Origin of the sequence: Streptomyces sp. NPDC088725 (assembly GCF_044751305.1) — a bacterium.
Taxonomy (GTDB): Bacteria; Actinomycetota; Actinomycetes; order Streptomycetales; family Streptomycetaceae; genus Streptomyces.
The window spans coordinates 18,343-40,871 of sequence record NZ_JBIVLO010000007.1 but is presented as its reverse complement, the minus strand read 5'-3'; the positions used below and the strand labels follow the sequence as shown (position 1 = coordinate 40,871).

The 22,529-nt window shown below is 71.6% G+C and carries 18 protein-coding genes; 15 read left to right on the top strand and 3 right to left on the bottom strand.

The genetic code is table 11. The annotated features are described in order from the left end of the window. Nucleotides 1-189 precede the first annotated feature (189 nt). The 5 genes from ACIP6N_RS18875 to holA all read left to right on the top strand — a co-directional run bounded on the left by ACIP6N_RS18875 (nt 190) and on the right by holA (nt 6,169). Nucleotides 190-1,053 (top strand): helix-hairpin-helix domain-containing protein, encoded by an 864-nt coding sequence (locus tag ACIP6N_RS18875; RefSeq protein ID WP_401816952.1) that lies wholly within the window; start codon nt 190-192, stop codon nt 1,051-1,053. Beyond that, entirely contained in the window at nt 1,050-3,656 is a 2,607-nt protein-coding gene (locus ACIP6N_RS18870; protein WP_401816950.1) for a ComEC/Rec2 family competence protein, read from the top strand. Before ACIP6N_RS18875 ends, ACIP6N_RS18870 begins: the two co-directional genes overlap by 4 nt. A 279-nt stretch (nt 3,657-3,935) precedes the next feature. After that, the gene (locus ACIP6N_RS18865) at nt 3,936-4,829 is read left to right on the top strand and encodes a YceI family protein (RefSeq protein ID WP_401816948.1); all 894 of its coding nucleotides are present in this window, start codon (nt 3,936-3,938) and stop codon (nt 4,827-4,829) included. Nucleotides 4,830-4,849: 20 nt separating this feature from the next. After that, entirely contained in the window at nt 4,850-5,095 is a 246-nt protein-coding gene (locus ACIP6N_RS18860) for a hypothetical protein (protein ID WP_401816947.1), read from the top strand. 84 nt (nt 5,096-5,179) lie between these two features. After that, the gene (holA, locus tag ACIP6N_RS18855; RefSeq protein WP_401816945.1) at nt 5,180-6,169 is read left to right on the top strand and encodes a DNA polymerase III subunit delta; all 990 of its coding nucleotides are present in this window, start codon (nt 5,180-5,182) and stop codon (nt 6,167-6,169) included. Between the two features lie 345 nt (nt 6,170-6,514). Here the strand turns inward: holA and rpsT are convergent, their stop codons facing one another. Then, complete coding sequence (gene rpsT / locus ACIP6N_RS18850; protein WP_401816944.1) at nt 6,515-6,781, bottom strand: 30S ribosomal protein S20; 267 nt, start codon at nt 6,779-6,781, stop codon at nt 6,515-6,517. A 282-nt stretch (nt 6,782-7,063) separates the two neighbouring features. Here rpsT and lepA point away from each other — a divergent pair, with 282 nt between their 5' ends. The 4 genes from lepA (at nt 7,064) to hemW (ending at nt 14,767) form a co-directional block, all read left to right on the top strand. Beyond that, nucleotides 7,064-8,932, top strand: coding sequence for a translation elongation factor 4 (lepA, locus tag ACIP6N_RS18845; protein WP_401816943.1), 1,869 nt, complete (start codon nt 7,064-7,066; stop codon nt 8,930-8,932). Nucleotides 8,933-9,228: 296 nt separating this feature from the next. Continuing rightward, complete coding sequence (locus tag ACIP6N_RS18840; protein WP_401816942.1) at nt 9,229-11,118, top strand: AMP-dependent synthetase/ligase; 1,890 nt, start codon at nt 9,229-9,231, stop codon at nt 11,116-11,118. A 239-nt stretch (nt 11,119-11,357) separates the two neighbouring features. Next, entirely contained in the window at nt 11,358-13,436 is a 2,079-nt protein-coding gene (locus ACIP6N_RS18835) for a SpoIIE family protein phosphatase (protein WP_401816940.1), read from the top strand. A 98-nt stretch (nt 13,437-13,534) separates the two neighbouring features. Continuing rightward, the gene (gene hemW, locus ACIP6N_RS18830) at nt 13,535-14,767 is read left to right on the top strand and encodes a radical SAM family heme chaperone HemW (RefSeq protein WP_401816938.1); all 1,233 of its coding nucleotides are present in this window, start codon (nt 13,535-13,537) and stop codon (nt 14,765-14,767) included. A gap of 386 nt (nt 14,768-15,153) precedes the next feature. Here hemW and ACIP6N_RS18825 read toward each other — a convergent pair whose 3' ends face one another. Further along, nucleotides 15,154-15,972, bottom strand: a complete 819-nt coding sequence (locus tag ACIP6N_RS18825; protein ID WP_401816936.1) for a DUF3097 domain-containing protein — start codon at nt 15,970-15,972, stop codon at nt 15,154-15,156. A 17-nt stretch (nt 15,973-15,989) separates the two neighbouring features. Next, entirely contained in the window at nt 15,990-16,709 is a 720-nt protein-coding gene (locus ACIP6N_RS18820) for an MBL fold metallo-hydrolase (protein ID WP_401816935.1), read from the bottom strand. A 161-nt stretch (nt 16,710-16,870) separates the two neighbouring features. Between ACIP6N_RS18820 and hrcA the strand changes: the two genes are divergently transcribed. From hrcA to ACIP6N_RS18790, 6 genes are all read left to right on the top strand, one after another. After that, complete coding sequence (gene hrcA, locus ACIP6N_RS18815) at nt 16,871-17,887, top strand: heat-inducible transcriptional repressor HrcA (RefSeq protein WP_401816934.1); 1,017 nt, start codon at nt 16,871-16,873, stop codon at nt 17,885-17,887. Continuing rightward, nucleotides 17,888-19,027, top strand: a complete 1,140-nt coding sequence (gene dnaJ, locus ACIP6N_RS18810) for a molecular chaperone DnaJ (RefSeq protein ID WP_401816933.1) — start codon at nt 17,888-17,890, stop codon at nt 19,025-19,027. 141 nt (nt 19,028-19,168) lie between these two features. Continuing rightward, entirely contained in the window at nt 19,169-20,242 is a 1,074-nt protein-coding gene (locus ACIP6N_RS18805; RefSeq protein WP_401816931.1) for a nitronate monooxygenase, read from the top strand. Then, nucleotides 20,239-20,997, top strand: coding sequence for a 16S rRNA (uracil(1498)-N(3))-methyltransferase (locus ACIP6N_RS18800; RefSeq protein WP_401816930.1), 759 nt, complete (start codon nt 20,239-20,241; stop codon nt 20,995-20,997). The genes ACIP6N_RS18805 and ACIP6N_RS18800 overlap by 4 nt, the downstream gene beginning before the upstream one ends. A gap of 234 nt (nt 20,998-21,231) precedes the next feature. After that, nucleotides 21,232-21,591 carry a histidine triad nucleotide-binding protein gene (locus ACIP6N_RS18795; protein ID WP_401816929.1) on the top strand — a complete coding sequence of 120 codons (360 nt, stop codon included), beginning with the start codon at nt 21,232-21,234 and terminating at the stop codon, nt 21,589-21,591. Between the two features lie 5 nt (nt 21,592-21,596). Then, nucleotides 21,597-22,508: a ribonuclease Z gene (locus ACIP6N_RS18790; protein ID WP_401816927.1), complete on the top strand. Its 912-nt coding sequence runs from the start codon at nt 21,597-21,599 to the stop codon at nt 22,506-22,508. Nucleotides 22,509-22,529 lie beyond the last annotated feature (21 nt).

Sequence of the window (22,529 nt, the reverse complement as noted above, 5' to 3'; positions counted from 1 at the left end):
GGGCGCGCCCGAGGCCGCCCGCGTGTGAGGGCGTCGCGGGGGCTCCCGCCGCCGGCTCCGCCCTCTGCTGTGTTGCCGCCATCGGGTTCGGCGACAGCGCCGGTCTCTCCGCGTTCCCGCGCTGACGTGCTTTTTGCCGGTGTCTCAGGTGTCTCAGGTGTCTTAGGTGTCACGGGTGCGACGGAGCCGATGCCGCCGAGCTTGAGGCCGGCCGGGCGGATCGAGCCGGCCGATCCGGTCGGTCCTGAGGCGTCGCATGAGCAGGGGGCGCTGGTCGGGCCGTACGTGGCCGACGACGCGCCGGGCGGCCGGCGCGAGCGGGTGCTGACGGCGTTGCGGGAGCGGCTGCCGATGTGGGTCCAGCTCCGATACGGCCTTGAGCCGAAGACGCTGGGGGCGCTGGCCGTGGTCCTGGTGGTCGCGGTGATCCTCGCCGCTCAGCATTTCTGGACCGCGCGACCGCAGTCGGTGGGCGTGCCGGAGACGGTCCGGGAGGAGCCGGTCGGCCTGGGCCGGTCGGTCGTTCCCGGTCACTCTCCGAAGTCGGTGCCGGAGCCGGAGCCTGACGGCGTGTTGCCTTCGCCGGAAGGACTGCCGGGGGTGGTCGGCGGCGCCCGGATCGTGGTGGACGTGAGCGGCAAGGTGGGGCGGCCCGGAGTTCTGCGGCTGCCGGCCGGTTCGAGGGTCGCCGACGCGCTGCGCGCCGCCGGTGGTGTCAGCGCGGGCGCGGACATCACCGGGCTCAACCGGGCGCGGGTGCTGACGGACGGCGAACAGGTGCTGGTGGGCGTTCCGGTCCCGGCCGGAGCCGCGGCCGGGGTGGCGGACGGCGGTGGTGGCGGTGGCGGTGCGGGGCCTCCGGGGCCGGTGGGCCTCAACAGCGCCACGGCGGAGCAGTTGGAGACGCTTCCCGGAGTCGGGCCGGTACTCGCGCGGCACATCATGGATTACCGCGCCGAGAACGGCGGCTTCCGGTCCGTTGACCAGCTGCGCGAGGTGAGCGGGATCGGCGACCGCCGGTTCGCGGACCTCCGGCCTCTGGTGCGGCCATGACGCGCGCCACGGTGCACGCCGAGTCCGGTCACCGCCTGGGAGCCGCCGATCCCCGGCAACAGGCCCCGCCCGACCTGCGGCTGGTCCCTCCGGCACTGGCGGCCTGGGCCGCGGCAGCCCTCACGATCGGTGCGCCGGGTCGCTGGGCCGTCACCGGAGTGCTGGTGTGCCTGGTCGCCGCGGGACTGCTTCTCGCATCGCTCCTGATGCGTACCGGGAGCGGCGGCCCCGGCGGAACAGGCGCGGGGCTCGGGCGCGGGCGTGCGCGGGGTCAAGGGGAGTCGTGGCGGCTCGGGCGTGGGCGGGGCCGAGGGGAGGCGCGGCGACTCGGGCGGGGACTCAGCCGGGTGGCCGTCGCCGGGGCGCTGCTCTGCGCGGCGGCGGGGGCGGCAGCCGCCGGTCTGCATGGTGCCGACTCACGGCGCGGGCCCGTGCCGGCTCTCGCCGGGCGGTACGCGCGCGTCACGGCGGAATTGACCGTCACCTCCGACCCCAGGCCCACCCGGCCGAGGGTCAAGGGGAATCAACTGTCCGACGGGGCGCTCGTCCTCGACGCGGAGGTCACCCGGGTGACGGCGCCCGGCGGGGTCGCCACCCGGGTGAGGACACCCGTCCTCGTGATCGCGTCGCCGGGCGGCCACGCCGGTGAGTGGCAGCGGCTGCTGCCTTCCACCCGGCTGCGGCTGACGGGCGGGCTCGCGCCGCCGATGCACGAGGACGACCGTTACGCGGCAGCCCTGAGAGCGGAGGGCGGCGGGCCACCGCAGGTCATCGGGCAGCCAAGTGACCTCCAGCGCAGAGCGGGTGGCCTGCGCGCCGGGCTGCACGAGGCGACCGGCGGACTCGACCCCGACGCCCGCGCCCTGCTGCCCGGGCTGGTGGTCGGGGACACCTCGCGGATCACGCCCGAGCTGCACGACGCCTTCAAGGCGACCGACCTGACGCATGTGCTCGCCGTCTCGGGAAGCAACCTCACCCTTGTGCTCGCTCTGCTGATCGGGCCGCCGGGGCTGGCCCTCAAAGCCGAGCGGCGCGGGCTCGCCGCGCGCCTGGGGCTTCCGCTGCGGGTGACCGCGCTGCTCGGCGGGGTGCTCACGCTCGCCTTCGTGGTCGTCTGCCGGCCGGATCCGAGTGTGCTGCGGGCCGCCGCCTGCGGGCTGATCACGCTCCTTGCCATCGGCACAGGACGGCACAGAACGCTGATCCCGGCCCTGGCCGCGTCCGTACTGCTGCTGGTGCTCCACGACCCCTGGCTCGCCCGCAGTTACGGCTTCCTGCTCTCCGTCCTGGCCACCGGCGCGCTCCTCACCATCGGCCCGGGGTGGAGCGCGGCGCTGCGGGCGCGCGGGGTGCCGCCCCGGCTCGCCGAGACCCTGGCGGCGGCCGGGGCCGCGCAGGCGGTGTGCGCTCCCGTGGTGGCCGTGTTCGCGGCCAGGGTCAGCCTCGTGGCGGTCCCGTGCAACCTGTTCGCAGAGCCGGCCGTCGCCCCGGCCACCGTCCTCGGGTTCGCGACGCTCGCCGTGGCGCCGTTCGCGATGCCCGTGGCCAAAGCGCTGGCCCACTGCGCGGGATGGCCCGCGGGCTGGATCGCCTCCGTCGCCAGGTCCGGCGCGGCACTCCCCGGCGCGGAGGCCGACTGGCCGGGCGGCTGGACGGGCGGACTGCTGCTCGCCGCCCTGACGGCCCTGGTCCTGCTCGGCGCGCGCCGTCTGGCCCGGCATCCCTGGATCGCCGCGTCCTGTGCGGTGCTTCTGCTTCTGGTGGTCGTACGGCCGCCGCCGTACACCCGGCTCGTCAGCGGCTGGCCGCCGCCCGGCTGGAGGTTCGCGATGTGTGACGTCGGTCAGGGCGATGCCGCGGTGCTGGCGGCGGGTGACGGTACGGCGGTGGTCGTGGACGCGGGGCCCGACCCCGAATCGGCCGACCGCTGTCTGCGGGACCTCGGGATCACCCGTATCCCGCTCCTGGTGCTCACCCATTTCCACGCCGACCATGTCATAGGGCTGCCCGGTGTGCTGCGCGGCAGATCGGTCGGTGCGATCGAGACGACGAGTCTGCCGGACTCCGGGGAGCAGGCGCCGTTCGTCCGGCGGACGGCGGCCGACGCGCGGGTGCCCGTCGTTCCGGCGCGGGCGGGGGAGCTGCGCCGGGTCGGGCCGCTCGCGTGGCGGGTGCTGTGGCCGCGCGCGGCCCCGGCAGGGGCGCGGGTGAGTGCCGGTGGGCCGAACGACTCCAGCGTCACCCTGTTCCTGCGGATCGCGGGCGGGCCGACCCTGCTGTTGCCCGGCGACCTCGAACCACCGGCCCAGCAGGCCCTGTTGCGTGACCATCCCGGGCTGCCCCGCGCCGACATCCTCAAGGTCGCCCATCACGGGTCGGCGTATCAGGACCCCGGGCTGCTCCGCGCGGTCCGGCCCCGGCTGGCGCTGATCAGCTGTGGCCGGGACAACACGTACGGGCATCCGTCGGCCAGGACGGTCGACGCCCTCGAGGCCGGTGGCGCGGTGGTCCTGCGTACGGACCGGGACGGTGCCATCGCCGTGACCGGGACCGGAGCGGACCTGCGGGCGGTGGCGCGGGGGCGGAGCGGTTCCCGAATATGACAGGCACTCAGCCGTGCGGAGCCAGCCTGGTCGTGTGGAGTCAGCCGGGCCGTCCGGCGTGAGCCGGGCCGAGTCGCACGGGCGGTGGCCGAGTCGCCTGGGCGGGGGCCCGGTTGCGCGGACGGGGGCCGAAGAGCGCATAGTTCGCTACCTGTCGGTGCGTTTGCCTCGAACAGCACGAGAGTGATCGAATGCCTATTCGTCAATGGCGGCCGCTCCGACGTCGATGTCGTGTCCTCACGCGGCCCGCAGATTCGATCGCACTGGGGTACGCAGACCATGATCAGCCGCCTGCTCGGCCGACGGACGGCCGCGAAGCAGAGAAACAACCCCTTCGCCGGACTGTCCGTACCGCCCGGCGCCGGACTGCTCACCTGCCGTGTGCTGGATCCTGTCGGACAGCCCGTCGGGCAGGCCGAGTTCACGGTGAGCGATCACAACGGCCGCAAGGTCGTGAGCGGCGAGACCGACCCGTTCGGCACGATGGCGGCGATGGTCCCTCTCGGGGAGTACCGGCTCGCGATCTCCGCCGACAGCTTCACCTCGTACCGGGGCAGCGCGTCCGTGGCGGACAGCGGCCAGCACTGCGGCCTCGGGGACGTGACGCTTCAGGTGGCGCCGTCGTTCCCGCTGCCGCCCGCCGGTGAGTGGGAGATCGAGCCGTCCCACTCCAGGATCGGCTTCGTCGCCCGGCACATCGGTCTGGCCCGGGTCCACGGCCGCTTCGACAACTTCGCCGGGGCGATCCGGCTCGGTGAGTCGATGGAGCAGTCGGCGATGCACGTCGTCATCGACGCCGCGACGATCGACACGAACGTGCGGATGCGCGACGACCACCTGCGCTCCGCCGACTTCCTGGACGTGGAGAACTACCCGACGCTGGAGTTCTACAGCGACCGCTTCGCCCACCGGGGCGGCAACAACTGGGCGATCACCGGGGCGCTCTCGCTGCACGGCGTGACCCGTACGGTCATTCTCGACAGCCAGTACCTCGGCCTCGGCAAGGGCATGGACGGCGAGACCCGCGCGGCCATCCGCGCCACCACCGAGCTGCACCGCGAGGACTACACCGTCAACTGGCAGTCGATGCTGGCCCGGGGCATCGCGGTGGTCGGCTCCAACATCAGGATCGACCTCGACATCCAGATCGTCCCCACGGGCACGAACAGCTGAGCGTTTGGAAGAATGCCTCCGTGAACGATCAGAGACACGTGCTGGTGCTGCCCGACCGCGACGCGGCGGAAGAGGTGGCACAGGCGCTCGGTGACCGCTTCGGCGTGACCGAGGAACCACAGCTGGTACGGGACGCCCTGGCAGGCGAGGACGACGCCGAGGACGCCCAGTGGCTGGTGATCGTGGAGGACCCCGGGTCCCGGATGGACGCCGGGGCGCTGGACGCGTTCGTCGCCGAGTGGGAAGGCTGGCGGGAAGCACCGTAGCGGCCGCTCCGGCGGCACCGCCGTATCAGCCGGTACGACCGGCCGTACGGCTCGCTGTCAGTGGGCCGTGGGATGCTGGGCGCGATGGCCACCAGGAAGACTTCCCCCGACGATCCGCTCGCTCCTCTCACGCTCGCCGTGGGCCAGGAGGATCTGCTGCTCGACCGCGCCGTGCAGCAGGTCGTGGCGGCAGCCCGTGCCTCCGACGCCGACACGGACGTGCGGGACCTCACCTCCGACCAGCTCCAGCCCGGCACCCTCGCCGAGCTGACGAGCCCGTCGCTCTTCGCCGAGCGCAAGGTCGTCGTCGTGCGGAACGCGCAGGATCTGGCCGCCGACACGATCAAGGACATCAGGGCGTATCTCAGCGCGCCCGCCGAGGAGATCACCCTCGTCCTCCTGCACGCGGGCGGCGCCAAGGGGAAGGGGCTGCTGGACGCGGCCCGCAAGGCGGGGGCCCGCGAGGTCGCCTGCGCCAAGACCACCAAGCCGGCGGAGCGGCTCAGCTTCGTACGGTCGGAATTCCGCGCGCTGGGGCGTTCCGCCACCGCCGAGGCGTGCCAGTCGCTGGTCGACGCGATCGGCAGCGATCTGCGTGAGCTGGCGAGTGCCGTCTCGCAGCTCGTCTCCGACATCGAGGGCACGATCGACGAGGCCGTCGTCGGCCGCTACTACACGGGCCGCGCCGAGGCCTCCAGCTTCACCGTCGCCGACCGTGCCGTGGAGGGCCGGGCCGCGGACGCGCTCGAGGCGCTGCGCTGGTCGCTGTCGACGGGCGTGGCGCCGGTGCTGATCACCAGCGCCCTCGCCCAGGGCGTCCGGGCCATCGGCAAGCTCTCCTCGGCGCGCGGTGGCCGGCCCGCGGATCTCGCGCGTGAGCTGGGCATGCCGCCGTGGAAGATCGACCGCGTGCGCCAGCAGATGCGCGGCTGGACGCCGGACGGTGTCGCGATGGCCCTGCGGGCGGTGGCCGCGGCCGACGCGGGCGTCAAGGGCGGCGGGGACGACCCGGAGTACGCGCTGGAGAAGGCGGTCGTCGCCATCGCGGCGGCGGCCCGCTCCGGCGGCCGCTGAGACCGCGCACCCGCCGACCCGTACGGAACCACCCCCGTACGCGGCCGGCCGGCACAGTACGCGCGTACCCTCGCCGCATCACTGCACGGCACGCCGGCGCACGCACCGGTCGCCGGACCCGAACGCACGCCCCCGCTCCGGACCCGTACGCACGCCACCATGCCGAAGGCCCCGGTTCCGTCCTGGGGAAGGACGGAGGCCGGGGCCTCGGTATGTATCGCGCTGGACTCGCACCCGCGTGGCGAACGCAGTCGTGCGCGAGTCCGGGAGACGCCGGTCAGGAGCGGTAGAGAGGGCCCGCTGAGTCCGTTCCGGCAGTCAGATCAAGAGAGAGCAGATTGATGCTCAGCCCTGGAGGGAGGCAACCTGGGAAGCCAGCGCCGACTTCTTGTTGGCGGCGGCGTTCTTGTGGATGACACCCTTCGAGGCAGCCTTGTCGAGCTTGCGCGACGCCTCACGAGCGGCCACGGTGGCCTTCTCGACGTCACCCTCGACGGCCGCCTCACGGGCCTTGCGGATCGCGGTCTTGAGCGACGACTTGACGGCCTTGTTGCGCAGGCGCGCCTTCTCGTTCGTCTTGTTCCGCTTGATCTGGGACTTGATGTTCGCCACGAAAGAGCCTTTTCAGGTTCGGTGAATCCTGGGTGTTCAGTGAAAGTGCCTCTGTGCCGGACAGCGAACGCCGGACAGTGAAAGTCAGACGATGAAAGCCGGACGGCAGGCGCCGGACGGTGAGTACCGGACGGCGAGAGACACAGCTGTTCAGGTTACCAGCCGCCGTCCGACCGGCCCAAACCGGTCGCAGTCCCGCGCCCGTGGGACGATGGAAGCTACGTATCGATCCGATGTCGACCCGAGACGAGACGCCGCGCGTCTCAAGAATCAGGACCCTGCGTGCCCGCGACCCCTGTCAACGTGCCCGAGCCCAGCCGTACGGACCCGGCGCTGCTCCGCAACTTCTGCATCATCGCGCACATCGACCACGGCAAGTCGACCCTTGCCGACCGGATGCTCCAGCTGACCGGAGTGGTCGACCAGCGGCAGATGCGCGCTCAGTACCTCGACCGGATGGACATCGAGCGCGAGCGCGGCATCACGATCAAGTCCCAGGCGGTCCGGCTGCCCTGGGCACCCCACACGGGCGAGGACACGGGCAGGACCCACATCCTCAACATGATCGACACCCCGGGCCACGTGGACTTCACCTATGAGGTGTCGCGTTCGCTCGCGGCCTGCGAAGGCACGATCCTGCTGGTCGACGCCGCCCAGGGCATCGAGGCGCAGACCCTCGCCAACCTCTACCTGGCGATGGAGAACGACCTCACCATCGTCCCGGTGCTCAACAAGATCGACCTTCCGGCCGCCCAGCCCGAGAAGTTCTCCGAGGAGCTGGCGAACCTCATCGGCTGCCAGCCGGAGGACGTCCTCAGGGTCTCGGCGAAGACCGGTATGGGCGTCGAGGCGCTGCTCGACCGGGTCGTCAAGGACGTGCCGCCGCCGGTCGGCGTCAAGGACGCGCCGGCCCGCGCGATGATCTTCGACTCCGTCTACGACTCCTACCGGGGTGTCGTGACGTACGTACGTGTCATCGACGGCAGCCTCAACAAGCGTGAGCGGATCCGGATGATGTCCACCGGCGCCACCCACGAGCTGCTGGAGATCGGTGTCTCCTCGCCCGAGATGACGCCGTCCGACGGCCTCGGCGTCGGCGAGGTGGGCTACCTCATCACCGGCGTGAAGGACGTTCGCCAGTCCAAGGTCGGTGACACGATCACCACGCTCAACAAGGGCGCGACCGAGGCGCTCGGCGGGTACAAGGACCCCAGGCCGATGGTGTTCTCCGGCCTCTACCCGCTGGACGGCTCCGACTACCCCGAGCTGCGCGACGCGCTGGACAAGCTCCAGCTCAACGACGCGGCGCTGGTCTATGAGCCGGAGACCTCCGCGGCGCTCGGCTTCGGCTTCCGCGTGGGCTTCCTCGGACTGCTGCACCTCGATGTGATCCGGGAGCGGCTGGAGCGCGAGTTCAACCTCGAACTGATCGCCACCGCCCCCAACGTGGTCTACCGCGTGTCCATGGAGGACGGCAGCGAGCACACGGTCACCAACCCGAGCGAGTTCCCCGAGGGCAAGATCGACGCGGTGCACGAGCCGGTCGTACGGGCCACCATCCTGGCGCCGAGCGAGTTCATCGGCTCGATCATGGAGCTGTGCCAGACCCGCCGCGGCACGCTGCTCGGCATGGACTACCTGTCCGCCGACCGGGTGGAGATCCGCTACACGCTGCCGCTCGCGGAGATCGTCTTCGACTTCTTCGACCAGCTGAAGTCCAAGACCCGCGGGTACGCGTCGCTCGACTACGAGCCCACCGGCGAGCAGTCCGCGCAGCTCGTCAAGGTCGACATCCTGCTGCACGGCGACAAGGTCGACGCCTTCTCCGCGATCACCCACCGGGACCAGGCGTACGCCTACGGGGTGCGGCTCGTCGCCAAGCTGCGTGAGCTGATTCCGCGCCAGGCGTTCGAGGTGCCGATCCAGGCGGCGATCGGCTCCCGGGTGATCGCCCGCGAGACCATCCGCGCCATCCGCAAGGACGTCCTCGCCAAGTGCTACGGCGGTGACATCTCCCGTAAGCGGAAGCTGCTGGAGAAGCAGAAGGAAGGCAAGAAGCGGATGAAGATGGTCGGCAGCGTGGAGGTCCCGCAGGAGGCCTTCATCGCGGTGCTGTCGAGCGACGATTCCGGCGGCAAGGCGAAGAAGTAGCAGCGCTCGCGGCCGAAGAAACCGCGAAACCGTACCGGAGGAAACACCGGAAGACGGCGAAGCGGAAGCGCCCCGTCCGGCATGACGGGTCCCCATGTGACAGCGTGGGGGCCCGCCGTGCCGGACGGGGCGCTTCTTTGTCGTGAAGCGGCGCGCCACTGCCTCTTACGGAGTTGCCGGGCGGCCTCTAGTCTGATCAGCTACTGGTAGTTACTCGTCAGTTAGTTACTTAGTGGTAATCCATTCAGTCAGCCAATCGGTCAGTCACGCGCCATGCCGCTGGCCCGGAGGATGTCGTGAACGACACACAGAACTTGATCGAGAACCGGCCGCCCTCCGTGGCGCCCCTCTTCATTGAGCGCGTGGCGGCCACGCCGGACGCGGAGGCCTACCGCTATCCGGTGCCCCCGGCCTCGGGCCGGGGCCCCGACGACTGGCGGTCGCTGACCTGGGGTCAGGCCGGTGAGCGGGTGTACGCCGTGGCCGCGGGTCTGATCGAGCTGGGTGTCGAGCCGGAGGAGCGCGTCGCGCTCGCCTGCTCCACACGTATCGAGTGGATCCTCGCCGACCTCGGGGTCATGTGCGCGGGCGCCGCGACCACCACGGTCTACCCCTCCACCAACGTGGACGAGTCGGCGTTCATCCTCGCCGACTCGGAGAGCCGGGTGCTGATCGCCGAGGACGCCGCCCAGCTCGCCAAGGCGCGCGAACGCCGGGAAGAACTGCCCCGCCTCAGCCACGTCGTGGTGATCGACACCTCCGGCGTGGAGCCCGACGAGCTGGACCCGGAGGGCTGGGTGCTCTCCCTCGCCGACCTGGAGGCGCGCGGAGCCGCGTACCTGACGGAGCATCCGGAGGCGGTCAAGGAGCGCGTCACGGCCATCACCTCCGGCCAGCTCGCCACCCTGATCTACACCTCGGGCACCACGGGCCGCCCCAAGGGCGTACGGCTCACGCACGACAGCTGGGCCTACATGGCCAAGGCCACCGTGGCGACGGGCCTCATCGACAAGGACGACGTCCAGTACCTGTGGCTGCCGCTCGCCCATGTCTTCGGCAAGATGCTGACCTCCGGGCAGATCGAGGTCGGGCACGTCACGGCCGTGGACGGCCGCGTCGACAAGATCATCGAGAACCTGCCGGTGGTCAGGCCGACGTACATGGCCGCCGTGCCGCGCATCTTCGAGAAGGTCTACAACGGCGTCGCGGGCAAGGCGCGGGCCGGTGGCGCGGCCCAGTACAGGATCTTCAAGTGGGCGGCCCAGGTCGCCCGCGAGTCGGCCAGGGTCTCGCAGGACAACTTCCGCCGTACGGGCACGGCGAGCCTGCCGCTCGCCCTCGCCGCGCAGCACAAGGTCGCCGACGCGCTCGTCTACACGAAGCTCCGCGAGGCCTTCGGCGGGAGGCTGCGCGCCGCCGTCTCCGGTTCCGCCTCGCTCGCGCCCGACATCGGCTACTTCTTCTCCGGCGCCGGGATCAACATCCTGGAGGGCTACGGTCTCACCGAGTCCAGCGCCGCGAGCTTCGTCAACCCGGGGGACGCGTACCGCACTGGCACGGTCGGCAAGCCGCTGCCCGGCACCGAGGTGCGGATCGCGGACGACGGCGAGATCATGCTGCGCGGTCCCGGCATCATGTCGGGCTATCACGGGCTGCCGGAGAAGACGGCCGAAGTGCTGGAGTCCGACGGCTGGTTCCACACGGGTGACATTGGTGAGCTGTCCCCGGACGGCTATCTGAAGATCACCGACCGCAAGAAGGACCTGATCAAGACGTCGGGCGGCAAGTACATCGCGCCGGCCGAGGTCGAGGGCCAGTTCAAGGCGGTGTGTCCGTTCGTCTCCAACATCCTGGTGCACGGCGCGGACCGCAACTTCTGCACGGCCCTGATCTCGCTCGACGAGCCTTCGATCCTCAACTGGGCCGCCGAGCACGGCCTTTCGGGGAAGTCATACGCCCAGGTCGTCGCGTCCCCGCAGACCCAGCGGCTCATCGACGGATACGTCCAGCGGCTCAACGAGGGCCTGCAACGCTGGCAGACCATCAAGAAGTTCCGGCTGCTGCCGCGCGATCTGGACATCGAGCACGGTGAGTTGACGCCGAGTCTGAAGCTCAAGAGGCCGGTCGTGGAGCGGGAGTACAAGGGTCTGATCGAGGAGATGTACGCGGGCTCCCGGGAGGCCTGAGCAGAGACGGCGGCGGCCCTTCGGCGGGCCGCGGATCCGCGAGGTGGGCGGGGTCAGGTCTACTGGCCCCGCCCACAAGCCTGTTCGGGTCAGGGTGGGGCCGGGGTCCGTCCCAGCACCGCGACTTCCGTATATCTGCGACTGGTTGGCCGACTCGGTGCACACGGACGAGCCGGATATGTCACTCTGACGGGAACGTACGTAAGCGGCGCAACGACACAACTCGACCAGGAGCCGCAGTGGGCACCATTCCGATCCCGCGGGAGACCGTCCACCACCCCATGCCCCAGGTGCCGTTACGGCGCCAGGTGCCTCTACGGAGAGACGCGCGGTCCACCTCACGCACGAGCCTGCCCGGAAATCCGCTGGCCCCCGCCGCCGCCCGCAGGTTCGCCCGCGCGGCGCTGGCCGACTGGACCGGCCTCGGGCTGCTCGCCACCTGTACGTTCTGCCGGGGCGCGGGCTGCCCGCCGGGCCGGCACAGCACCGACCTGCTCGCCGACGACGCCGTGCTGATAGTCAACGAACTCGTCACCAACGCCGTGGTGCACGCCGGTACCACCGTCGAACTGCTGTGCCGGCTGGAAGACCCCGCGGAGCCGGACGACGAACCGGCGGCGCTGGTCCTCGAAGTCTCCGACCACCACCCCGCGCGAGCCGTGCGGAGCGACACCCCGTCGGAGGCGGACTCGGCCCCCTTCGAGTACGGCCGCGGCCTCCAGGTCGTCGCCTCGCTCGCCGCGTGCTGGGGCATCACGTACCGCAGCGGTCTCAAGACCGTCTGGGCCCGCCTCCCGCTCGACGGGCGCGAGGCAGGTCCGCCGGTGGCGACGGAGCCCGCGCTCCGGCGCGGACTGCGCGCGGCGGAAATCCTCGCGCCCACGCCCCGGCGCCTGGTGAGCGACGACCCGGACTGGGCCGGCAGGGGCGCGCTGTCGTTCCTCGCCGAGGCGTCCGATCTGCTCGCCGGACAGCTCGATGAGGAACTGGTCGCCGCGCTCGCCTGCCAGCTGCTGGTGCCGCGGCTGGCCGACTGGTGTGCGGTCTGGCTGGACGGCAAGGGCGGCCGCGCGGGCGCCGCGCCCCGGCTGACCCGGGTCTGGCACGCCGACGAGTCCCTTACGGATCAGTTGCGTACGGCGCTGGAGCAGGAGCCCCCGTGGCTGGGGGAAGTGGCGCGGCCGGGAGTCGTACCGGTGGCGTGGCCGGGCGCTCATGGGGACGGGACCGGGGGCGCGGACGGGGGCGTGGACGCGTTGCCGGGTGTCTTTCCCGGCGCCGGTGAGGGGAGCGCCGTCGCCTGCCGGCTGATCGCGAACGGCCGTCCGGTCGGGGTGCTGCTCCTCGGCCGCCTCGGCCAGTCCGAAGTTCCCGGCGACGTGACCACTCTCATCGAGGACTTCGCCCGCCGGGTCGCGCTCGCGGTCGGCGCCGCCCGCCGGTACGCCAGGCAGGCCACCATCAGCCGGGTCCTCCAGCGCGGACTGCTCCCCACCCAGGTGGCGAGGATTCCCGGCGTCGCGAGTTCGCTGGTGTACGAGCCCAGCGAGGAGGGTCTTGCGGGCGGCGACTTCTACGATGTCTTCCCGTGTCCGCCCGGCGGCCGCTGGTGCTTCATGCTCGGCGACGTCCAGGGCAGCGGCCCGGAGGCGGCCGTCGTCACCGGCCTGGCCAGACCCTGGCTGCGGCTGCTGGCCCGCGAGGGATACCGCGTGGGCGAAGTACTCGACCGCCTCAACCGGCTGCTCCTCGACGACGCGAGCGAGGCGGCGGAGTCCGCGTCCCTGATGGTCCCGGCGCCGGGCGGCCCCGCGGTTCCCGGGCTTCCCGCGCTTCCCGGTGGTACGCGGGGGCTGCCGGAGGGCGGTCCCGGTACGGAGAGCGGCGGATCCCGGTTCCTCTCGCTGCTGTACGGGGAGCTGATGCCGCTGCCGGGCACCGCGGGAAGACCGGGCGGCGTACGGTGCACGCTGGCCAGCGCGGGCCATCCGCTGCCGTTGCTGCTGCGCCCGGACGGGACGGTCCGGGCCGCGGCGGAACCGCAGCTGCTGCTCGGGCTGGTCGAGAACGTCGCGTACGAGAGCCGCACCTTCGACCTGGAGCCCGGCGACACCCTCCTGTGCGTCACCGACGGCATCACCGAGCGGCGCTCGGGCAAGCAGATGCTGGACGACAGCGACGGCCTGGCCCGGCTTCTGGCCGGGTGCACGGGGCTGACGGCGGAAGGTGTCGCCGAGCGCATACGGCGTGCGGTGCACGAATTCGACGGGACGCCGCCGGGGGACGATCTGGCGCTGCTGGTGTTCCAGGCGGAGTGAGGGGCGGCGGCCGGCGGACGGTGGGCCGGCAGGGGCGGTGAGCGGGGGACGGGACCGGCCGTCGTCGGGTTGTCGGTGGCGTGCGGGACACTGGGTCCATGCCTTCCGCACTGCCCGACGGTGAGCCCATGCCCGAGACCGGCGCGCTGCCCCCGCACGCCCTTGAGGGCGCGGCGGACCGGCCGCTCGGCTTCTACCTGCACGTTCCGTACTGCGCGACGCGCTGCGGCTACTGCGACTTCAACACGTACACGGCGACCGAGCTGCGCGGTTCCGGAGGTGTGCTCGCCTCCCGTGACAACTACGCGGACACCCTGATCGACGAAGTACGGCTCGCGCGGAAGGTCCTGGGCGACGACCCGCGTCCCGTCCGTACCGTCTTCATCGGCGGCGGCACTCCGACGCTGCTGGCCGCCGGGGATCTCGTACGGATGCTCGGCGCGATCCGGGACGAGTTCGGGCTCGCGGACGACGCCGAGATCACCACCGAGGCGAATCCGGAATCGGTGGACCCGGCGTATCTCGCGGCGTTGCGGGAGGGTGGCTTCAACCGCGTCTCCTTCGGGATGCAGAGCGCGAAGCAGCACGTGCTGAAGGTCCTGGACCGCACGCACACCCCGGGCAGGCCCGAGGAATGCGTCGCGGAGGCCCGCGCGGCCGGTTTCGAGCACGTCAACCTCGACCTCATCTACGGCACCCCCGGCGAGACGGACAACGACTGGCGTGAGTCGCTGGCGGCGGCGGTCGGAGCGGGTCCCGACCACGTGTCGGCGTATGCCCTGATCGTCGAGGAGGGTACGCAGCTGGCGCGGCGGATCCGGCGCGGCGAGGTCCCGATGACGGACGACGACGAACACGCGGACCGGTACCTGATCGCGGACGAGGTGCTGGGGAAGGCCGGCTTCGCCTGGTACGAGGTGTCGAACTGGGCGACGTCGGAAGCGGCGCGCTGCCTGCACAACGAGCTGTACTGGCGCGGCGCTGACTGGTGGGGCGCGGGGCCGGGCGCGCACAGCCATGTGGGCGGCGTGCGCTGGTGGAACGTGAAGCACCCGGGCGCGTACGCGGCGGCCCTGGCGGAGGGCCGGTCGCCGGGCGCGGGCCGCGAACTCCTCGCGGCGGAGGACCGGCGGGTGGAACGGATCCTACTGGAGCTGCGGCTGTCCTCGGGCTGCGACCTGACGCTGCTGGCTCCGGCGGGTCTTGCGGCGGCGCGGCGCGCGGTGGGGGACGGGCTGCTGGAGGGGGAGGCGTTCGAGGCGGGGTTCGCGGTGCTGACGTTGCGGGGGCGGTTGCTGGCGGACGCGGTGGTTCGGGACCTGGTGGATTGAGTCGGCGCGTTTCGCTGCGCTTGGCGTGGGCGTGTGGGCGGGGGCGGGCGTGAGTGTTGGCGGGGCGTGGGCGTGGGCGGGGCGCATGGGTGCGGGCTCGTGCCGGTGCGGGGTTGCGGGGCGGGGTGCGAGGACTCCGGAGGCAGGCATCCGGGACGCATGATTTACGGCGCGTGCGGGTTGTTCTTCGGGCGCGGGCCGGTGAACGCGCCACAAATCACGCGCAAGTGTCCCGGACACCTGTCTCCTCCGCCCCCGCCCCCCTCGCGTCGTTCTCCTGCTGCGGGTTGGGGTGTGCGCCCCCTTGCGTTGTCCGCGTGCAGGCCTGCCATCCCCATGGCGTCGCGTCGCGGCCTTGTCCCCCTCGCGTCCGTGTCCGGGTGGGCTTATTCGGGGGCCGTTACGAAGTCGATCAGGTGTTCCACTGAGCCCAGCAGGGTTGGTTCCAGGTCTTTGTACGTGTGGACGTGCGACAGGATGTGCTGCCAGGCCCTGCCTGTGTTCTCCGGCCAGCCCAGCGCTTGGCACACGCCCGTTTTCCAGTCCTCGCCTCGCGGTACCGACGGCCACGCGTCGATGCCCACCGAGCGCGGTTTCACCGCTTCCCATACATCGATGTACGGGTGGCCGACCACCAGGACGTCCGGGCCCGTGACCCGCGCGGCGATGCGGGACTCCTTCGAACCGGGCACCAAGTGGTCGACCAGGACGCCCAGCCGGGCGTCCGGCGCGGGGGCGAACTCGTCGATGATGGCCGGGAGATCGTCGATGCCGCCCAGGTATTCGACCACCACGCCCTCGATGCGGAGGTCGTCTCCCCACACCTTTTCGACCAGTTCCGCGTCGTGCCGCCCCTCGACGTAGATGCGGCCCGCCCTGGCCACCCGGGCGCGTGCGCCGGGGACCGCGATCGAGCCCGAGGCCGTGCGGGCCGGGCGGCCCTGCGCGGCCTGTGCGGGGCGGATCAGGGTGACGACACGGCCCTCCAGCAGGAAGCCCCGGGGCGCCAGCGGGAACACGCGGTGCTTGCCGAAGCGGTCCTCCAGGGTGACCGTCGGGCCCTGTGCGGTCTTCTCGCAGCGGATCACCGCCCCGCAGAAGCCCGTCGACACCTCCTCGACCACCAGGTCCGGTTCCGCGGGGACCTCCGGCGCGGGCGTGGGCTTCTTCCACGGCGGTGTCAGATCAGGGCTGTAGCTGCGCATGCGCACGACGATATCGGCTACGCCGTGTCGAACCGGGCGGCCAGCGTGGCGCGTTGTGCGCGTACGAAGGCCGCGTCCACAGCCGCTCCGTGGCCCGGTACGTAGAGGGCGTCCGGGCCGCCCAGCGTGAGCAGCCGGTCGAGCGCGGCGGGCCAGCGGCCCGGGATCGCGTCCGGGCCCGCCTGTGGATCGCCCGACTCCTCGACCAGATCACCGCAGAACACCACCTCGGGCGAGCCGGGGACCAGCAGTGCGAGGTCGTGGGCGGTGTGACCGGGGCCGATGTTCGCCAACAACGCCTGCCGTCCGCCCAGTTCGAGGGTCAGCTGACCGGAGACCGGGTGTGCGGGAAGCATCAGGAGGTCTGCCGCCTCCGCCGCCTCCGCGGGGTCGAGGCCTTCGCGTACGGCGTCCTCGTACAGCGCCCGGTCGATGCCGGGCAGCTCCGCCAGGCCGACCGCGCCGTACACCTCGGCGCCGGCGAAGGCGGCCGTTCCCAGGACATGGTCGAAGTGCGGGTGGCTCAGTGCGACATGTGTCACTCGGCGCCCGCCGAGCAGCGCCTCCACCCCGGCCCGCAGCAGGGCGCCCTCACGTACCGAGGAGCCCGTGTCGAACAGCAGGACGCCGTCCTCACCGGCCACGAGGCCGACCGTCGCGTCCCAGCCCGGCAGCCGTCGCCGGCCCACCCCCGGGGCCAGCCGTTCCCAACCGAATTCTTCCCAGTGGACGTCCATACCGGGACGCTACCGGCATCGGGCGGAACAATCGCCGGGTACCGTGGTCGGCTGCCCTTGCTACGGGTGCACCCCACCGCCGTACACTGGCTCGGGAAAGCTGGCACTCGCGGGGACGGAGTGCCAAACGGCCCGACGGACGACATCTGGAGGTGTGCGCGATGCTCAGTGAACGCAGACTCGAAGTGCTGCGCGCCATCGTCCAGGACTATGTCGGCACCGAGGAGCCGGTCGGCTCCAAGGCGCTGACCGAGCGGCACCAGCTGGGTGTCTCTCCGGCCACCGTCCGCAACGACATGGCGGTGCTGGAGGACGAGGGCTTCATCGCCCAGCCGCACACCAGCGCCGGGCGTATCCCCACGGACAAGGGCTACCGCCTCTTCGTGGACAAGCTCGCGGGCGTCAAGCCCCTGTCGTCGCCCGAGCGCCGCGCGATTCAGAACTTCCTGGTGGGCGCGGTCGATCTGGACGATGTCGTGGGGCGTACGGTGCGGCTGCTCGCGCAGCTGACCCGGCAGGTCGCGGTGGTCCAGTACCCCTCGCTGACGCGTTCCACGGTGCGGCATGTGGAGCTGCTGTCGCTGGCGTCGGCCCGGCTGATGCTCGTCCTGATCACGGACACCGGACGGGTCGAACAGCGCATGATCGACTGCCCGCTGCCGTTCAGCGAGACCTCGCTCGCGGATCTGCGGGCCCGGCTGAACAGCCGGGTCGTGGGGCGCCGCTTCGCGGACGTCCCGCAGCTGGTGCAGGATCTTCCCGAATCCTTCGAGCAGGAGGACCGCGGAACTGTTTCCACGGTGCTCGCGACGCTGCTCGAAACCCTGGTCGAGGAGACGGAAGAACGGCTGATGATCGGCGGAACCGCCAACATCACCCGCTTCGGAAGTGATTTCCCCCTGACCATCAGGCCGGTGCTGGAAGCGCTTGAGGAGCAGGTAGTACTGCTCAAGCTGCTGGGCGAGGCCAAGGACTCGGGCATGACCGTACGTATCGGACATGAGAATGCCCACGAGGGCCTCAACTCCACCTCCGTCGTCGCGGTCGGCTACGGTTCTGGCGACGAGGCAGTCGCAAAACTCGGCGTGGTCGGACCGACCCGCATGGACTACCCCGGAACGATGGGAGCGGTACGCGCAGTGGCACGTTACGTCGGACAGATCCTGGCGGAGTCGTAAGTGGCCACGGACTACTACGCCGTACTCGGCGTGCGCCGCGACGCAGGGCAGGACGAGATCAAGAAGGCGTTCCGGAGGCTCGCGCGCGAGCTGCACCCGGACGTCAATCCTGATCCCAAGACGCAAGAGCGCTTCAAGGAGATCAACGCCGCGTACGAGGTGTTGTCGGACCCGCAGAAGAAGCAGGTCTACGACCTCGGCGGCGACCCCCTCTCCAACAATGGCGGAGGCGGTGGCGCGGGCGGCTTCGGAGCCGGCGGCTTCGGCAACTTCTCCGACATCATGGACGCCTTCTTCGGCACGGCGTCGCAGCGTGGCCCGAGGTCGCGTACGCGACGCGGCCAGGACGCGATGATCCGGCTGGAGATCAACCTCAACGAGTCGGCCTTCGGCACGACCAAGGACATCCAGGTCGACACGGCCGTCGTCTGTACGACGTGTTCCGGCGAAGGCGCCGCACCCGGCACCTCGGCGCAGACCTGCGACATGTGCCGCGGCCGTGGCGAGGTCTCGCAGGTCACCCGGTCCTTCCTGGGCCAGGTCATGACCTCGCGGCCGTGCCCGCAGTGCCAGGGCTTCGGCACGGTCGTGCCGACGCCGTGCCCGGAGTGCGCCGGCGACGGACGCATCCGTTCGCGCCGCACGCTCACGGTCAAGATCCCGGCAGGTGTCGACAACGGCACCCGCATCCAGCTCGCGGGCGAGGGTGAGGTCGGCCCCGGCGGCGGCCCCGCCGGAGACCTGTACGTCGAGATCCACGAGCTGCCGCACGCGGTCTTCCAGCGGCGCGGAGACGATCTGCACTGCACGGTCACGGTCCCCATGACAGCGGCCGCGCTGGGCACGAAGTGCCCGCTGGAGACGCTGGACGGGATGGAGGACATCGACGTACGGCCCGGCACGCAGTCGGGGCAGTCGATTCCGCTGCACGGGCGCGGCGTCACGCACCTGCGCGGCGGCGGGCGCGGCGATCTGATCGTGCACGTCGAGGTCATGACCCCGTCGAAGCTGGACCAGGAACAGGAACGGCTGCTGCGCGAGCTGGCGCTGCTGCGCGGCGAGGACCGGCCCACGGGCCAGTTCCAGCCGGGGCAGCAGGGGCTGTTCTCGCGCCTCAAGGACGCGTTCAACGGCCGATAGGCCACAGCAGCAAGTGCGGGCATATGCCCCGGGCATAGTCGGATTCTTCCGGCCGGGCCCGGGGCATCGGCTTGTGTGCCCGCACCGGCCGGGCCGGGCCCGGATTCGGAGCTGTGCGGGCGACCGTGGCACCATGCCTGCATGTCCTCCGCACTGACCGATCTCTGCCGGTATCCGATCGTGCAGGCGCCCATGGCGGGCGGCGCCTCCTGCCCGCAACTGGCCGCAGCCGTCGCCGAGGCCGGTGGCCTCGGGTTCCTCGCCGCCGGTTACAAGACCGCGGACGGCATGTACGAAGAGGTCAAACAGCTGCGCGGGCTCACTGGGCAGCCCTTCGGCATCAATCTCTTCATGCCGCAGCCGAACCACGCCGACCGGGCGGCCGTCGACGTCTACCGCAACCAGCTCGCCGGCGAGACGAGCTGGTACGACACCCCCCTCGGTGACCCGGAGACCGGCTGGGACGACGGGTACGAGGCCAAGCTGGCGATACTGCTCGACGACCCGGTGCCCGTCGTGTCCTTCACCTTCGGCTGCCCGACCCGTACGACCCTGGACGCCTTCGCCCGCGCCGGTACCTTCACCATCGTCACGGTCACCACCCCGGAAGAGGCCACGGCCGCGCAGTGGGCGGGCGCCGACGCCATCTGTGTCCAGGGCATCGAGGCCGGCGGACACCAGGGCACGCACCGCGACGATCCGGCCACCGACGGCGCGGGGATCGGGCTGCTCTCGCTGGTGACCCAGATCAGGGAGACCGTCCAGCTGCCGATCGTCGCGGCCGGCGGCCTCATGCGCGGCGCGCAGATCGCGGCGGTGCTCGCGGCGGGCGCGGACGCGGCGCAGCTCGGCACGGCGTTCCTCGTCTGCCCGGAATCGGGTGCCAACCAGCATCACAAACAGGCCATGACCAACCCGCTGTTCACCAGGACCGAACTGACCCGGGCCTTCTCGGGCCGGCCCGCCCGCGGTCTCGTCAACCGCTTCATGCGCGAGCACGGCCCGTACGCGCCCGCCGCCTACCCGGAGGTGCATCACCTGACCTCCGCACTGCGCAAGGCCGCGGCGAAGATCGGCGACGCGCAGGGCATGGCGCTCTGGGCGGGACAGGGCCACCGGATGGCGCGTGATCTGCCCGCCGGGCAGCTGGTCGGCGTCCTCGCGAGCGAACTCGAAGCGACCCGCGCCTCGTTGGCCGCCGGGAACACCCTGTGACCGCTCCCGTCTTCGTCGTGGACGGTTTCGGCGCCACGGCCGGAGAGCAGGGCGGGACGTTCGTACTGGACGGTCCCGAGGGGCGGCACGCCGTCTCCGTGAAGCGGCTGCGGTCCGGCGAGGACGTCGTCCTGACCGACGGCGCCGGGCTGTGGGCGGACGGTGTGGTGGTCGCGGCCGAGGGCAAGGACCGGTTGACGGTCCGGCTCGGGCCGGTGACCGAAGAGGCCGCGCAGGCACCGCGAATCACCGTCGTCCAGGCACTGCCCAAGGGCGACCGGGGCGAACTGGCCGTCGAGACCATGACGGAGACCGGCGTCGACGCCGTCGTCCCGTGGGCCGCCGCGCGCTGCATCACGCAGTGGAAGGGCGAGCGCGGCGCCAAGGCGCTCGCGAAGTGGCGGGCCACGGCGCGTGAGGCGGGCAAGCAGTCGCGACGGGTGCGATTCCCCGAGATCGCGGATGCGATGAGCACGAAGCAGGTCGCCGCGCTGCTGGCCGCCGCGGACTTCGCGGCCGTACTGCACGAGGACAGGGACGCGGGCAGCGCCGCGCTCGCCACGGCCGAACTGCCGGACCAGGGAACGATCGTGCTGGTCGTCGGGCCCGAAGGGGGCGTGTCGCCCGAGGAGTTGGCGGTGTTCGCCCAGGCGGGCGCGCAGCCGTACCGGCTGGGCCCCAGCGTGCTGCGCACCTCCACGGCCGGTACGGCCGCCACGGCGCTGCTCCTGGGACGCACGGGCCGCTGGTCCTGACGCCTCGCCGCAGGCCGGGCGCACCGGCCGCCGGTCCTGGCGTACGGCCGCACAGGTCGCGGTGATGTACGGCCGCCGGTCCCGGCCTGCGCCTCGCGGCGCCCGGCGTCACGGCGGCCGGGTCCGGGGCACTGCCGCGCACGGCCGCCGGTCCCGACCCGGTCGCCCGTGGCCGATAGCATGCGGGTGTCGTGATCGTCCGCAGGAACCGTCTGATTCGAGGAGGCCCGGACCATGGCGGGAGAACCGCAGGCCGACTGCCTGTTCTGCAAGATTGTCGCGGGAGAGGTGCCGGCCACCGTCGTCCGGGAGACGGACACCACCGTCGCCTTCCGGGACATCCACCCGCAGGCACCCACCCACGTCCTGGTGATTCCCCGGGTGCACTACCCGGACGCCGCCGCGCTGGCCGGCGCCGAACCGCTGATCGCCGCCGACGTGCTGCGTGAGGCGGGGAAGATCGCGGCCCAGGAGAAGGCCGACGACAGCGGCTACCGCGTCGTCTTCAACACCGGCGCGGGCGCGGGTCAGACGGTCTTCCACGCGCACGCCCACGTCCTGGGTGGCCGTGGTCTCAACTGGCCTCCCGGGTAGGCGCGTTGTCCGTACGAGAACTGGTGGTGCTGGGCACCGCGAGCCAGGTGCCCACCCGCCACCGCAACCACAACGGCTACCTGCTGCGCTGGGACGCCGAAGGGCTGCTCTTCGACCCGGGCGAGGGCACCCAGCGCCAGATGCTGCGCGCGGGCGTCGCCGCGCACGACATCAACCGCATCCTGGTCACGCACTTCCACGGCGACCACTCGCTCGGTCTCGCCGGGGTGATCCAGCGTGTCAACCTCGACCGGGTGCCGCATCCCGTCACCGCGCACTACCCGGCGAGCGGACAGCGCTTCTTCGAGCGGCTGCGGTACGCGACCGCCTACCGGGAGACCGTCCAGCTGGCCACGGCGCCGGTCGCCGGCGAGAGCGGCGTGCTCGCCGTGACACCCGCGTACACCCTGGACGCCCACCGGCTCTCGCACCCCGTCGAGTCGTACGGCTACCGCCTCACCGAGCCCGGCGGACGCCGGATGCTGCCCGCGCTGCTCGCCGAGCACGGCATCGCGGGCCCGGACGTGGGCCGCCTCCAGCGCGAGGGCACGCTGAACGGGGTCAGTCTCGAACAGGTCAGCGAGGCGCGGCCAGGACAGCGGTTCGCGTTCGTCATGGACACCCGGCTCTGCGACGGCGTGTACGCGCTGGCCCAAGGGTGCGACATGCTCGTCATCGAGTCGACCTTCCTGGACGCGGACGAACAACTCGCCACCGACCACGGCCATCTCACCGCCGGACAGGCCGCCCGGGTCGCGCGGGACGCGGGCGTACGGCATCTCGTGCTGACCCATTTCTCGCAGCGCTACAGCGACCCGGAGGAGTTCCGGCGGCAGGCCCGCGCGGCCGGGTTCGAGGGAGAACTGACCATCGCCGCCGATCTCACCCGTGTCCCGCTGCCCAGGAGGAGCGGCTGAGACGGCGCCGCATCCCGTCGC